Source organism: Moraxella sp. FZFQ2102 (assembly GCF_024137865.1).
In the GTDB taxonomy this organism is placed as follows: Bacteria; Pseudomonadota; Gammaproteobacteria; order Pseudomonadales; family Moraxellaceae; genus Moraxella.
In genome coordinates this window covers 101,425-115,940 of the sequence record NZ_CP099960.1, presented here as the reverse complement: position 1 = coordinate 115,940, position 14,516 = coordinate 101,425, and the positions used below count along the sequence as shown (strand labels likewise).

Annotated in this window: 15 protein-coding genes; 8 read left to right on the top strand and 7 right to left on the bottom strand. The window is 44.5% G+C overall.

All coding sequences use genetic code 11. The annotated features are described in order from the left end of the window. Positions 1–96: 96 nt before the first annotated feature. The 5 genes from msbA to NGM44_RS00545 are packed head-to-tail and all read right to left on the bottom strand — an operon-like array spanning position 97 to position 4,590. On the bottom strand, positions 97–1,956 hold the full coding sequence (gene msbA / locus NGM44_RS00565; protein ID WP_253223759.1) for a lipid A export permease/ATP-binding protein MsbA: 1,860 nt from the start codon (positions 1,954–1,956) through the stop codon (positions 97–99). A 31-nt stretch (positions 1,957–1,987) separates the two neighbouring features. Further along, positions 1,988–2,254 carry a glycosyltransferase gene (locus tag NGM44_RS00560; RefSeq protein WP_253223758.1) on the bottom strand — a complete coding sequence of 89 codons (267 nt, stop codon included), beginning with the start codon at positions 2,252–2,254 and terminating at the stop codon, positions 1,988–1,990. Further along, the gene (locus tag NGM44_RS00555) at positions 2,232–3,041 is read right to left on the bottom strand and encodes a glycosyltransferase (RefSeq protein WP_253223757.1); all 810 of its coding nucleotides are present in this window, start codon (positions 3,039–3,041) and stop codon (positions 2,232–2,234) included. Before NGM44_RS00555 ends, NGM44_RS00560 begins: the two co-directional genes overlap by 23 nt. Beyond that, on the bottom strand, positions 3,038–3,844 hold the full coding sequence (locus tag NGM44_RS00550; RefSeq protein WP_253223756.1) for a glycosyltransferase family 25 protein: 807 nt from the start codon (positions 3,842–3,844) through the stop codon (positions 3,038–3,040). The genes NGM44_RS00555 and NGM44_RS00550 overlap by 4 nt, the downstream gene beginning before the upstream one ends. A 2-nt stretch (positions 3,845–3,846) precedes the next feature. Next, positions 3,847–4,590 carry a hypothetical protein gene (locus NGM44_RS00545; RefSeq protein WP_253223755.1) on the bottom strand — a complete coding sequence of 248 codons (744 nt, stop codon included), beginning with the start codon at positions 4,588–4,590 and terminating at the stop codon, positions 3,847–3,849. A gap of 230 nt (positions 4,591–4,820) precedes the next feature. Between NGM44_RS00545 and NGM44_RS00540 the strand changes: the two genes are divergently transcribed. From NGM44_RS00540 to ruvA, 8 genes are all read left to right on the top strand, one after another. Then, on the top strand, positions 4,821–5,336 hold the full coding sequence (locus NGM44_RS00540; protein WP_253223754.1) for a hypothetical protein: 516 nt from the start codon (positions 4,821–4,823) through the stop codon (positions 5,334–5,336). A 2-nt stretch (positions 5,337–5,338) separates the two neighbouring features. Beyond that, positions 5,339–5,644: a DUF4149 domain-containing protein gene (locus tag NGM44_RS00535; protein ID WP_253223753.1), complete on the top strand. Its 306-nt coding sequence runs from the start codon at positions 5,339–5,341 to the stop codon at positions 5,642–5,644. 567 nt (positions 5,645–6,211) lie between these two features. Next, the gene (gene glnA, locus NGM44_RS00530) at positions 6,212–7,621 is read left to right on the top strand and encodes a type I glutamate--ammonia ligase (protein WP_253223752.1); all 1,410 of its coding nucleotides are present in this window, start codon (positions 6,212–6,214) and stop codon (positions 7,619–7,621) included. Positions 7,622–7,890: 269 nt separating this feature from the next. After that, positions 7,891–9,147, top strand: a complete 1,257-nt coding sequence (locus NGM44_RS00525; protein ID WP_253223751.1) for an FAD-dependent monooxygenase — start codon at positions 7,891–7,893, stop codon at positions 9,145–9,147. A 207-nt stretch (positions 9,148–9,354) separates the two neighbouring features. Further along, a complete protein-coding gene (locus tag NGM44_RS00520) occupies positions 9,355–10,557 on the top strand; it encodes a phosphoglycerate kinase (RefSeq protein WP_253223750.1) in 1,203 nt (400 codons plus the stop codon). Positions 10,558–10,704: 147 nt separating this feature from the next. After that, positions 10,705–10,932, top strand: a complete 228-nt coding sequence (locus NGM44_RS00515) for a lipoprotein (protein WP_253223749.1) — start codon at positions 10,705–10,707, stop codon at positions 10,930–10,932. Positions 10,933–11,098: 166 nt separating this feature from the next. Next, positions 11,099–12,136: a class II fructose-bisphosphate aldolase gene (fba, locus tag NGM44_RS00510; RefSeq protein ID WP_253223748.1), complete on the top strand. Its 1,038-nt coding sequence runs from the start codon at positions 11,099–11,101 to the stop codon at positions 12,134–12,136. After that, positions 12,137–12,754, top strand: coding sequence for a Holliday junction branch migration protein RuvA (ruvA, locus tag NGM44_RS00505; protein ID WP_253223747.1), 618 nt, complete (start codon positions 12,137–12,139; stop codon positions 12,752–12,754). A gap of 201 nt (positions 12,755–12,955) precedes the next feature. Here the strand turns inward: ruvA and NGM44_RS00500 are convergent, their stop codons facing one another. Further along, positions 12,956–13,852: a LysR family transcriptional regulator gene (locus NGM44_RS00500; RefSeq protein WP_253223746.1), complete on the bottom strand. Its 897-nt coding sequence runs from the start codon at positions 13,850–13,852 to the stop codon at positions 12,956–12,958. 240 nt (positions 13,853–14,092) lie between these two features. Continuing rightward, the gene (locus NGM44_RS00495; RefSeq protein WP_253223745.1) at positions 14,093–14,398 is read right to left on the bottom strand and encodes a hypothetical protein; all 306 of its coding nucleotides are present in this window, start codon (positions 14,396–14,398) and stop codon (positions 14,093–14,095) included. Positions 14,399–14,516 lie beyond the last annotated feature (118 nt).

Here is a 14,516-nt window from a genome sequence, read left to right as displayed (position 1 = left end):
AAAATAGGTACCAGATGTTTTGGTACCTATTATACATAATAATGACTGACAATTACTTAAGGAAAAATGTAGTATAATTGTTGTCCAGAAGCATGGTTAGGTCGATGCCTTCTCGTGGAGGCTGAGATTTTGAAGTTTGGCATAATACCCGCCTTTTGCCATCAACTCATCATGCGAACCATCTTCAATAATCTTACCCTCATCCATGACGATGATGCGATCAGCCTGTTCGATGGTGGTTAGGCGATGTGCAACGATAATACTGGTGCGACCATGCATCAGTCGCTCAAGCGCTTGTTGCACCAAGCGTTCCGATTCATTGTCTAGAGCACTGGTGGCTTCATCTAGTAGTAGAATCGGCGCATCTTTTAAAATCGCACGCGCGATAGAGACACGCTGACGCTGACCGCCTGAGAGCTGACCGCCATTAGCACCGATCGGCTGATTGAGCCCTTGGGGGTGCTTATGAACCAGCTCTGTCAAATTAGCTGCATCAAGCGCCGCCATGACTTCAGCTTCCGTGGCATCAGGGCGTGAGTAGCGTACATTTTCTAGCAAAGTATCATCGAACAAAAACACATCTTGCGAAACCAATGAAAACTGCGCACGTAGATTGGCCAATTTGACATCATCAATCGGTGTATCATCAATTAAAATTTGCCCTGATGTCGGTATGATAAAGCGGGGCAATAGGTTAATGGTGGTGGATTTGCCAGAACCTGAGCGACCGACCAAGGCGACTTTTTCGCCGGCTTGGATCGACAGACTAAAATCATCCAAGGCTTTTTTGCCATCGGCTTCATACACGACATCGATGTGTTCAAATCGAATGTCGCCACGAATATGTGTCAGCTCAATTTTGCCGTGATCGGATTCAGGCTGGGTGTCGAGAAATTGGCACACAGAATCCGCCGCCAAAAACATCGTCTGCATCGGGATGGTGATATTGGCAAGGTTTTTGATAGGGCCAAACATCTGCATCATCGCCACGATAAATGCCATAAACTCACCAATGGTGGTGACACCTGCTTGACTTTGCCATAATGCAATAAAAATCACCAATGCCAATGCTAATGAGCCAATCGCTTCACTGATCGGCGAACGGGCAGCAGTAGCCTGCATGATTTTTTTGCTCAGCCGTACGATGATGTCATTGATACTGGAAAAACGATTGGTCGCCTGTGACTCACCACCGAATAGCTTGACGACACGGTGGCCTTGATGGACTTCGGTCACTGTACTATTGAGTATGCCGATAGATAATTGCGAATTATTAATAACTGTTTTTAGACGATTACGATAATATCGTGTCAATGCCGACAAGATGGGAAACATCACCATAATCGCCAAAGCCAGTTGCCAGTTCAAATAAAACAACACACACACTAAACCTGTGACAATCAGTGTATCTCGAGTCAACACGATAAAGACATTACTGGCATTATTGATTGAGCTTTCGGCCATTTGTACGATATTCATCAGCACTTGCCCAGATGGCGTGTCTTGAAAATAGCTTGATGGCAAGGTAAGCATTTTATCAAACATATCACGGCGCAGATGGCTGATGGCAACGACCGCTACCCAAGTCATCAAATACTGGCTAATAAAGCGACAAATACCCCGAAAAATCACCAAAGCCATAAAAAAGACAGGGACAATCCATACCTTATTTTCGGTGCCCCAAATCATATAGGTAAATTGATTAACAAAATATTCAATCCCATCGATAAAGTCATCACCCTCTCTGATGGGTGGCGTACCGTCGGGGATGGCAAAGCCTTGGTTCACCAATGGAGCAATAAACGCCGCCAAATAGCTTTCGGTAAAAGCCACGCCGACGATCGCAAACAGTGCGACAATGATGCGAAATTTATACGGCTTGACATACGCCATCAGACGCATAAAGCTTTTGGTGTCTTCTCGGCTAAATAGCCCAAAGGTGAGTTTGTTGATCATGGTATTTTTATTCAATTATTAATGATATTTATTAATTTTTAATTAACTCAAGATAGCGGTTAACGGCATAATTTATATGAAATGTTTCAGCCAATGGGCTAAGGTAAACTTTTGGATTTTCACAAGCTTCATCCATTTTTTGGGCGAGCGCCTCTATGTCTTGTACAGGCACCAAATTTTGACTTGGCAGAATCTCAGCGGGCCCCGATGGGCAATCGGTACTGATTACCGGTGTGCCAAGTGCGATAGATTCAAGAATTACCAAGCCAAGTCCTTCATAATCCGATGCTAAAATCATTGCATCGGTGTGCTTTATCCAGGGATAGGGGGTTTTTTTGAAATCCTGCAAAAATTACTTTATCTTCCAAGCCGAGTGAATTTACCAAGTTTTGATATTTTGACTGTAACTCTCCCTTACCAACAAGCACAAGCGGTTTTAATTTTTTCGATTTTGCGTAAGCATGAATTAAAATATCGTGTCTTTTTGAATCCTTAAATTTACCAACACAAATGAGATAATTCTCCATGCCGGGCAAATAAGCATTTGAATCTTGTATGATTCGCTCGATATCAATTGGATTGTAAATTGTTTTGATTGAAACCATATCGCCGAACAAACTTTTTAAATCCATAGCGGCGCCTTGGCTAACACCTATACACGGTTTCGATTGATAGATTTTTTTTAAATGTTCAAGTTTTTTTTGGCTGATCGGTTTGTATTCTTCACTTGTAATACTATGAATAACAAAATGCACATTTGGCAGTTTGCTTTTATGTAATATCAAATCGACAGGGTATAGATTGGATAACACTAAATCAGGCATGCCAATTTCACGCATGACAAAGCGATCAAAGGCGGCGCACGCTACAGCACTGCGCATAAACTTAGGCAAAATGCGATAGCGACGATAATCAAAATAATGTAGCTGCACACCATCGGGCACTGGCAAATCGATAATGGGCTTAAAATACACGATATGCGCATCGTGACCTGCATCAACCAAGCCTTTGGCAAGCGTCAAAGCGAAGCGTTCTGCGCCATTGCCTTGTAGGGTGAATATCGCTAGTACGACAGTTTTTTTCATTTAAATCGTTCTTTATCAAATTCAATATATCTTCGCTGTGCCTTGCTCAAGACTGACAGATGGCGCAGTCCCATGCGTAGCTGTGCCCATAATCGGCGCAGCTTAAAGGTCAGCTTTTGGCTAAGGTTATCATACTCTACCGCATGATGCTCAGATCGTCCAATGGTCGAATCAAAACGTAGATCATCGGTCAGCCCATAGGCTTGCATTTGGTCTTGTTGGATCAACATCGCAGGTTCGGTCTGATAGCTGTTCAACTCATAGCTTGCGTAGATAAAGCCATCAGCGGTCGCAGGCGCGGTGTGCTGTAGTCGATCAAGCAGCTTGGCAGCACCTGTGGGGAATAGCACATAGCCGCCAGTGCCTGTACGATCTTGATATAGGCTATACAATTGGCACTGACCGTCTAATAAAGATGTAGCAGGGCGTTTGCTGATGATTTTTTTGCGGCTGCGCACTTCTAAATTCACCAAATCTGTATCCACAGGCGCGGCAGTCTCAATGTCGTGCAATAGCTGCACCAAATCCTGCACCAGTACCGCATCATCTTCTATGATTAGGCAGGGCTTACCATGTTCTAGCACAGTTTGCCAAGCTTTTTTGTGGCTTAAAAAACACGCCAGCTCCACCTTTCGAAGCGGTCGCTGCCAACCAAACGCCAATCGGTGATATTCATCATCACTAATATCATCGACACTCACGGCAGGTAGGATGTCGAAACTTAGCCCAAGCTTGGCAAATTGTGCTTGTTGAAATGCCAAACGCTCAGTCGATGTCGCCAAATTGATCAATAAAATTTTCATACTTACCACCAGCGTGTGCGTTCGCGCGTGTGCCGCTTGCGAAAACGGCTATATACCGTGTCGTGATTTGGGTTGGATAATCGCTCAAAAATTTCGATGACGATTTGCCCAAGCTCATGGCTGCCACACACTTTATCCAGTCGCCAGCGCATATTGCGAATGCTGTCATCGGTACCGACGGCGAATGCTGATGTGCCATCAAATAAGGTGACGCGCTCGTTTTGTAGTTGGGTGCGTGTTTGCTCATTCTCGCGCAAAGACACATCACACAGCAGGTGTTCAGTTTCTTGTAGTTTTAGCGTATTGATCAGCACCACCGCATTCATCAAGATCGCTTGTAGCGTCGCGTCATCATCATAATCAATAAAAGTATCGCACGCTGAGATTAGCCATCGTGTGTTCAATGTCTGTAATAAAAAATCGCGCTCAGTCTGCCACAATGCCTTGAATTTGGCGAAATTTGCCACCGCATCAATATCACGGCGAATCAGCACGATTAGGCTTGCATGATAGTGTGCCAGCTCTGGGCTGCCGATGAACTCTTGGCGTAGATTGGCGATGTGTGTCTGCAGATCCTTATCCGAGCCAAAGGTATAAATAGGGACATCGCCATCAATGATGGTCGATTTGAGCGTAGCAATATCCACACTTGCTAGTGCTTGCGCCACTTTATCGCTGCCAGCACGGCGCTTGTGTCGGCTTAGAGAAAACCATTGTTCGAATTTGGATTTTTGTCTGGGTGGCATAATGTGCTTTGGGCTCTATCATTGGGTTTGTAAATTTGGGCTGATCCAGCTGCCTGTGATGGGATTTTTATTAAAAAATTCAATGTATAATCCATCAAGATATCTGTTTATTTTACTTGAAATAAAGGGTATGTGCTAGTGAATTTTGAAAAATCCAAGCAGGTACAGCACTAGTCAAAGCGCACAAACTTCAGTACAATAGGACAACTTTTATTTAAGCCATGAAAATTATGTTTTTGCCAAAAATCTGTTCTGCCGCCATCTTTGGCGCACTACTACTCACCGCCTGTTCGAACGATGCATCAGCACCTGTCAAGTCTGCCGAGCCTACTCAGTCCGCCCAAGCACCAAGCAGTAATTTTCAAGGCTGCTACACCATCGAACAAGGTGCGCCTGCACAGATCAAAATCAGCGGTGATAATGGTAACTATGTCATGCAGATGAAAGAAGGGCGTAATAAGTCAGATACATGGGATCAGCCTGAGAAACTGCTTGTGCAGCCTAAGAATGACGGCTGGAAACACTTCTCAACCAACGCGCTCAATCTATCGGTGAGTGATGTTGTCGGCGAGATCATCGCGCGTCCTGATGGTGTGATGGCACTGGCGCAGATCGATAGTGCAGTTGCTAATACCAATCCTTTTGTCGATAGCAGCTATGTTGTCGCGCTGATGGGTGCAGTCAATACGATTTACCAAGTGCCGTGTGACGAAACGCGCGTCGAACTTGCGACAGCCAAGGAGTAATCATGGGATTTTTGGGTTATTTATTGATGGGTAGCATTGTCTATGTCATCGCTTTTATGGTTAATCTTAAGCTGCTGCGTGCCAAGCGCAAATCAGGCGAGATTACATCCAGCACGCATCCGATCATCCTATCATGGCTCATCGTTTGCTTTGTGATTATGCTTGGTGTCTCGGCGCTGATTGGGCGATTTATCCTTGATCATGATAGTTTTGATTGGGCGTTTATCGTGGTCAATAGCCTTGTGGCGACGGTGGTGTTTTATTTTGGATTAAATCCTGATACTTCACAGATGAATCTGCCAGATTGATTGATAAAATTGATAAGATCATCAAGAAAACTTGATAACGACTATAAAATCACACTATTTTACTGATGGTGTGATTTTTTATACCAAAAATTTGTCAATTGTCATTAGAAAACTACAACAAGGCAGGTTGAAAGATGCGAAAAATCCCCAAATTTTCAGTATTTTTAATTATATAAACATATGAAAATATAATAATATCTTATATATTTAGAAAATATCATGATATTTTAACTTTTTAATTTATAATTAAATATTCAACGAATTTTTATCATGAAAATAAAAACATTAAAATACAATAAGTTATAGAAATTTACTTCGAAAAACTATCCATTTTAGCAGGTTTTATCATGAATTTTTATATATTTATAGTATTTTATGATAATAGCATAATTTTTGCTGATTGACCCTTTACCTTTACCAAAAAAAGGCGTATCATTATTCACAAGCCAATGAAGAGACGGTGAATTGGTTCAATTTGTTCAACAGAACTGATCTGGATTCACCACTTCAGCATCGTTTCACAAGCTTTTAAAAAATCAAGCTTTTATATCAAAAAAGGAGAGCATTATGTCAAACAAGCTATTTGACTTGATCGAATCATCAGGCGCAAAATGGGTGGATTTTCGTTTCACCGACACCCATGGTAAAGAACTACACCTAACTTTCCCTGCCAATACTGTCGATGAAGACACTCTAGAAGATGGCAAAATGTTTGACGGCTCGTCAGTCGCTGGCTGGAAAGGCATCGAAGCATCTGACATGATCTTGCTACCTGATCCAGAGACTGCTTATGTTGATCCATTCTTTGAAGCACCAACTGTGGTGGTCACTTGTGATGTCATCGAGCCTGCTACACTACAAGGCTACGAAAAAGACCCACGCTCTATCGCTCGCCGCGCTGAAACTTATCTAAAATCAACTGGCATCGGTGATACTGCATTCTTCGGTCCAGAGCCAGAGTTCTTCGTATTTGATGAAGTGAAATGGGACATCGACCAATCAGGTGCGCGCAACACCATCGTATCAGAAGCTGCTGCATGGTCAACGAACAAAGACTACGCATGGGGCAACAACGGTCAGCGTCCACATGTCAAAGGTGGCTATGCGGTGACTGCACCAGTCGATCACTACCATGATATGCGTGCGGTAATGTGTGATCGCATCGAAGACATCATGGGCGAAGGTCGCGTGGAAGTACATCACCACGAAGTTGCATCTAGTCAGCTTGAGATCGGTGTATCGTTCAATACCCTAGTGAAAAAAGCGGACGAAGTACAACAATTTAAATATGTCGTACAAAATGTCGCGAACCAATTTGGCAAAACTGCAACCTTCATGCCAAAACCAATCGTCGGTGACAACGGCTCAGGTATGCATGTGCATATGTCAATCTCAAAAGATGGCGTGAACACTTTCTCTGGTGATGAATACGCAGGTCTATCAACCACTGCACTACACTTCATCGGTGGTATCATCAAGCACGCTCGTGCATTGAATGCCATCACCAACCCAACGGTGAACAGCTATAAGCGTCTAGTACCACACTTTGAAGCACCGATTAAGCTTGCGTACTCAGCATCGAACCGCTCAGCGTCGATCCGTATTCCGCATGTATCAAGCCCGAAAGCCGTGCGTATCGAAGCGCGCTTCCCAGATCCAGCAGCGAACCCATACCTTTGCTTTGCTGCACTATTGATGGCGGGTATCGATGGTATCGAGAATAAGATCGACCCAGGTGAGGCAGCTGATAAGAACTTGTACGACTTGCCACCGGAAGAAGAAGCATTGATCCCAACCGTGGCAGAAAACCTAGAAGCCGCCCTAAAAGCACTTAAAGAAGATCATGCATTCTTACTTAAGGGTGATGTGTTTAGTAAAGAGATGATTGATGCATATATTGACCTAAAAATGCAAGAAGTTCACAAGATGAACGAAGCGGTACACCCACTTGAGTTTGACTTGTACTATCGCTGCTAATGTATTTAATAACTAAGTATTTCAATGACTTAGTGATTAAATAAAGTTGGAGTAAGCCCTAGAATTGGTGGAGATTCTAGGGCTTACTTCTTTTTGTTTGTGTTAAAGGTGGTGTGTGGTAATGATGTATTAAGTGTGTTTTTGGGCAGATTTTGGGGATTTTGGTGTAAATTGTCCCAATTGTCCCAAGGAGATTTATGAGATTACCTAAAGTGTATTAAAGTGCTATAATAGCAAGCAATAAATTCGTTGATTATTTGGATAAATTGGTGAAATTACGAACAAATTACGATTTTATCATCATCGGTGCAGGCACAGTCGGTATGGCGTGTGCGATCGCTTTGGCGCAGCGTGAGTATTCGGTATTGCTGTTGGATAATAAGCCTGCACCGAGCGCGGATGATTTTGCGAAGCGGCTAGCTCAGCGAGATGCGCGTGTCTATGCGCTCAATACCGCAAGCATTGCACTGTTTGACGCCGTCGGCGTATGGCAGAACATGACGCGCCGCGCTGATTATACCGCCATGCAGGTCTGGGCAAAAGATGGGCGCGGTGAGCTGAAATTCGGCGGTGATGATGTGCTTCATCCAAGTATTTTGGGTTCGATGGTTGAGCCGTCGGTGATTGATCATGCCTTGTGGCAAAAATCCTTAATGCTTAGCGATCATCTGCACATTGGCTATGGCGCACAATTATTAGGCGATGGCATGGCATTTGATGTACTGAGTGATGGTGTGATGGTGCGATTTGTCATGGATAATCAGTCGTACGCTGCCAGAGCCAGCATCGTACTTGGTGCAGATGGTCGCGGCTCGATGGTGCGCACGACGCTTGGCATTGAGCTTGCGCGCCTTGATTATCATCAAACTGCCATCTGCTGCGCCATTCATACTGATAAGCCACATGGTCAAACCGCCCGTCAAGCGATGCTACCGACTGGGACTTTGGCGCTGTTGCCATTGGCGGATTTGCACGCGGATGATGGCGGTCATTGGCAATCGGTGGTGTGGACGCTGCCAAGTGCTTTGGCGTATGATTATTTAGACAAATTTAAACAAGATCCGCAGTTTTTACTCCATGAGCTTGAGCAGGCAAGTGGCTTTGAGCTTGGTGCGATCAGTCAGGTAGAATCGGTGGCAAGCTTCCCCCTATCGGCACAAATGGCGGCGCGCTACCATATCGGTCGCGTAGGGCTGATGGGCGATGCGGCACATGGCGTGCATCCATTGGCAGGGCAGGGGCTAAACTTAGGTCTGGCAGATGTCATCGCGCTACTTGATAGCGTGGATAAATACAAACATCAGCACCGCAAGCTTGACGCGCGGCTGCTGCACGACTATGAGCGCGCGGTTAAAGGGTATAACGCACTGATGATGCACAGCTTTTCTATGATTAATTTTGCATTTGCATCAGGTGTGGCGGATTTGCACAGCTTTGGTTTTGTGCGCAGTGAAGTGATGAATTTGCTCAGTAAAAACCGCGCGGCGATGGCATTTTTTGAGCAGCACGCCAATGGGCAGGGCTGATCGATGTGATCATTGCCAAATCAATGGGTGATTTTTACAAACATTTATTATATTTATCAAATTTATCATAGCATTCACTAAATTTATCATTATTGCAACTACTGGCTGATTTCTTTATAATTTAGCGAAATTTGTGGGTGATTGAATAGTTTTGCCCCAAAATTTGTACAGTTTTTATACAATTTTTAGCCAAGAAAAGGATACAGTATGTCTATCGTCGCCATGAAAGATCTGGATTTAGCAGCCAAGCGCGTATTGATTCGTGAAGATTTGAATGTGCCGATTAAAGATGGCGTCATCACCAGTGATGTGCGATTGCAAGCGGCTTTGCCGACGCTAAAAGATGCATTGGCACAAGGTGCGGCGGTGCTTGTGGCGTCACATTTGGGTCGCCCAACAGAAGGCGAGCCTGAAGCAAAGTATTCTTTGGCGCCTGTGGCTGAGTATCTTGCCAAGCATTTGGATGCCAAAGTGCGCTTTGAGACTGATTATCTAAACGGCGTAGAAGTGGCGACAGGCGAGCTTGTACTACTTGAAAATGTGCGCTTTAATGTTGGTGAGAAGAAAAATTCTCAAGAGCTATCTGAGCGATATGCCAATCTGTGCGATGTCTTTGTGATGGATGCCTTTGGTACTGCGCACCGCGCACAAGCATCGACCGAAGGTGTGATTCGTGCCGCTGCTGCTCAAGGCAAAGCTGTCTGTTCGGGCAATCTATTGACCGAAGAGCTGAATGCTTTATCGCGCGCGCTTGATAATCCTGCCGCGCCTGTACTTGCGATCGTTGGTGGTTCAAAAGTATCAACCAAGTTGGATGTATTATTAAGCCTAGCTGATAAATGTGACAGCATCGTCGTCGGTGGCGGTATTGCCAATACTTTCCTTGCAGCGACAGGTGTGAATGTCGGTGCATCACTATACGAACCTGACTTGATCGACACCGCTAAAGAAATCATGAGCAAAACTCAGATTCTGCTACCAAATGAAGTGGTGGTTGCGGACAAATCACAGATTGATTTTGAAGATTTTCTAGGTTCGCTGGCTAAGGCGGATACGGTGGTCAAGTCAGTCGCTGATATCGGTGATAATGATATGATTCTAGACATCTCAGAAAATAGCGCGAATATCATCGCCGATCACATTAAAAACGCTGCGACTATCCTTTGGAACGGCCCTGTGGGCGTGTTTGAAGTGGATAAATTTGGCACTGGTACTAAGATTTTGTCATTAGCAGTCAAAGACAGCGCAGGCTTTAGCATCGCAGGTGGCGGTGATACTTTGGCAGCGATTGATAAATATCAAGTGGCAGACGATGTCAGCTACCTATCAACAGGCGGCGGCGCGTTCCTTGAGTTCGTCGAGGGTAAGACCTTGCCTGCGATTGCTGCGTTAGAGCAGAGCAACAATTAATTAGTATTGACACGCGTTACTCAAGCCTTTGTTACTTTTTGTTGCATATTGGCTATTGCACTTGTCAAATTTGCGTTTGCAAGCTAAACTATCGTGTGTCAATAACTAATCCTACATCGGACAGGCAATCAACAAGAGAGATTAATTATGAAAAAGATCGCATTGGTTGCAGCAGTGGCTGCATTGGCACTGGCAGCCTGCTCAAAGCAAGAAGAAAAAGCGGCTGAAGCACCAGCAGCACCAGCTACTGAGCAAGTAGCACAAGAAGCAGAAGCGGCTGCACAAGAAGTTGCGCCTGCCAATGAAGCGACAGCAACTGCAGAAGCAAGCGCTGATACCGCAGAAGCAAAAGTTCCTGAAGATCAAAAATACTAAGCTGATCATAGATTGGCAAAACAGCATTGATGAACGGCGTTTGTCAATGCTGTTTTTTATGCAGTTATACAAACTTGCAGTGCATTGCGGCTAAAATTTTGCTATAATCAGCACTGAAAATGACCTAAAATTTCGGACATATTCTAAACCAATTTGGGAGATACTCATGGCACTGGTTTCACTACGCCAACTACTGGATCATGCAGGTGAGCACGCTTATGGCTTGCCGGCATTTAATGTCAATAACCTTGAGCAGATGCGCGCCATCATGATGGCAGCGGACAAGACCGATTCACCGGTTATCGTGCAGGCATCGGCAGGTGCGCGCAAATACGCAGGTGCGCCATTTTTGCGTCATCTAATCCTATCAGCTATCGAAGAGTGGCCACACATTCCTGTGGTTATGCACCAAGACCATGGCACTAGTCCTGCAGTGTGCCAACGCTCAATTCAGCTTGGTTTTAGCTCAGTGATGATGGATGGCTCGTTAAAAGAAGACGGCAAAACCCCAGCAGATTATGACTATAATGTCAGCGTGACTCGCGAAGTGGTGAAAATGGCTCATGCGTGTGGCGTGTCTGTCGAAGGCGAAATCGGCTGTCTAGGTAGTCTTGAGACTGGTATGGCGGGCGAAGAAGACGGTGTGGGTGCAGAAGGTGTGCTTGACCACAGTCAGCTATTGACTTCTGTCGAAGAAGCGCGTCAGTTTGTCGCTGATACCAATGTCGATGCGCTTGCTATTGCTGTCGGTACTTCACATGGTGCGTACAAATTCACGCGCCCACCAACAGGTGACATCCTAGCGATCAATCGCATCAAAGAAATTCACGAAGCACTGCCAAACACCCATCTTGTCATGCATGGCTCAAGCTCAGTGCCACAAGAATGGCTAAAAATCATCAACGAAAACGGCGGTGCTATCGGTGAAACTTATGGCGTGCCAGTTGAGCAGTTGGTCGATGCCATCAAGCATGGCGTGCGTAAAATCAACATCGATACCGACCTGCGCCTAGCATCTACTGGTGCGATTCGTAAGTTCATGAACGAGCATCCTGCTGAATTTGATCCGCGTAAATACTTAGCAGCATCGATGAAAGCGATGGAAGAGATCTGTGTGGCACGCTATGAAGCCTTTGGCGCAGCGGGTAATGCCAGCAAGATCCGCCCAATCAGCCTAGAGTCGATGGTCGGGTATTATAAATAAATGATCGGCATGATTACAGGGCAGGTGCATTCGCTGAATGCGCCTGTCGCCTGCGTGATGACAGCAGGTGGGGTGGGCTATGAGATTGAATTGCCGATCCCGTCTTTTTGCCAATTGATTTTGGGCAATCACATCAGTGTTTATACACATCTGGTGGTGCGCGAAGATGCGCACAGCTTGTTTGGCTTTATTGATAAGCAAGACCGCGATGTGTTTCGTAAATTGATTAAAATCAATGGTGTGGGCGCAAAAATGGCAGTTGCCATGCTCTCAACCTTAACCGCAAGCGAAATCAAACGCGCGGTCGATCAAGATAATGATGTCGCCTTGGTGCGCGTACCGGGTATCGGTAAAAAAACCGCTCAGCGCATCATTCTTGATTTAAAGGGCAAATTGGCAGAATTTGGTGATATGAGTGCAGAGCCAAGCGATGGTTTGTTTGCCGATACCACATCAGCCAATCCGATGCAAATCATTGCTGAAGTAGAAAGTGCCTTGATCAGCCTTGGTTATAAAGAAAAAGAAGCTCAAGCAGCGATCAAAGCAGCACAATCTGATGATGTAACGACCACCCAAGCTTTATTAAAAGCAGCTTTACGCCAATTGTCAGGGTTTTAAGTTTTTAAAATCTGGCTTTAAAAGTTAAATTTTATAAAAATACCAATGCGTATATTGACGACATTGGTATTTTTTTCATCTGTTTTTCTAAGTGATTAATGATATAATCAAACAAATTTGAAAAGAGCTAAAAAACGAGCGAAGTTGTACAAGTAGTGCTACAAGTCAGTTTGACTTGAGTATTATTTCAAAGTTGACAGGCTATAACAACACTGGATTATCGGATTTGTCATCAATCGACAACATCGATAAGAGCGCTTGCATACTGGCTGAGCGCGTCAAATTCGGATTGGTCACCACACCCAAATGCCGCTGAAGTTCGATATTTTCTGCCATATCAATTTTAATCAAATCCTGATTAATCAAAGTCTCAGGCAGTACCGACCAACCCAAACCCACCGAAACAAGCATGCGGATAGATTCCAATGGATTGGTGCTCATCGTCGCATAAGGGCGCAGATTGTGCTTGGCAAATTCTGCCAAGGTGATCTGACTGGTGAAAGTATTCGCCGCAGGTAAAATCGCAGGATAATGCGCAAGCTGCAGTAGGCTGACTTTGGATTTTTGGGCAAGCGGGCTTAGTGTCCCTGTGACGAAATATAAAGGATCGCTCCACAGTGTGTGGTAATTGAGCCTACGATCAAAGGTCGGCGGTAGTGTCAAAAAGGCAAGGGCGATCTCACCTTCAAGTACTGCTTTATGCGCCTCTTCAGAATCAACAAACCGCACTTCGAGCTGTACCGCAGGATAAGTTTGGATAAATCTTTTTAGCACAGGTGCAAGGTGATGTAAGCCAATATGATGACTTGTACCGATGACCAAGCGACCCGATGCTACTTCTTTGGCATGCTGCAGGCTGGCTTTGCACGCTTCATAATCATCAAGCCAACGACGCACAAACGGCAATAAATCATGTGCTGCAGCAGTAGGGATGATGCTGCGACCCACGGTGTCAAATAGCACCGTGCCAAATTCATCTTCAAGATTTTTGATGCGTTTACTCACCGCAGGTTGGGTGATGTACAGCTTTTCGGCAGCGCCTGAGATGCTGCCTGTTTGCATGACGGCGACGAAAGTGGCAAGGTTGGTCGTATTCATAGTATCATCCTAAATTTGCACAGGGCAAAGACAGCGGTGATTAACGGTATGATCAATTGCCTGCAGTGGCTTAGCCATACCAAGTCAATGCAAGTTGGCTGATTGATTATTTGGTTAATTCACCATATTTTCCTATGAATAGCTTAATATATTCCAAAAAGTTTTGCAATGATAATTTCTTGGAAATAGCAAATGAGAGACATCGGTCTATTTATTGACTGCTTGATGACATATTAGCGATCAATCATGATAAAATTCATGTGCTTTATATAAAATCAGTAACAGCGAGCCATAGCAGAAAATGCTGACCAAGCACAAGATTAAAAAGGCAATACTTGTCTGCTCAACAGATACCTGCTCGGCAAAAGGGTTGTGCACCATGCCTGCGCCTAAGAACAGCCAATTGACAATGATCTGTAGTACAAAACCAACAGCACAGATGCGTGTGACGAGTTTTTCGGCGTGCTGATTGGCGATTTTTCGTACAATGATAAAACTAATCACAAAAACAAGTGCGATCAAAATCGCAGAAACCAAATATAGCATGGCTATTCCTTTAAGAATAATGAACAGTTTATAAATCAAATCAATGAATTTTGACTGGTTATCGCAAGTTGTACAAGTTTCATTGAAATTTATAAACCTTATCATAAAATAACACAAA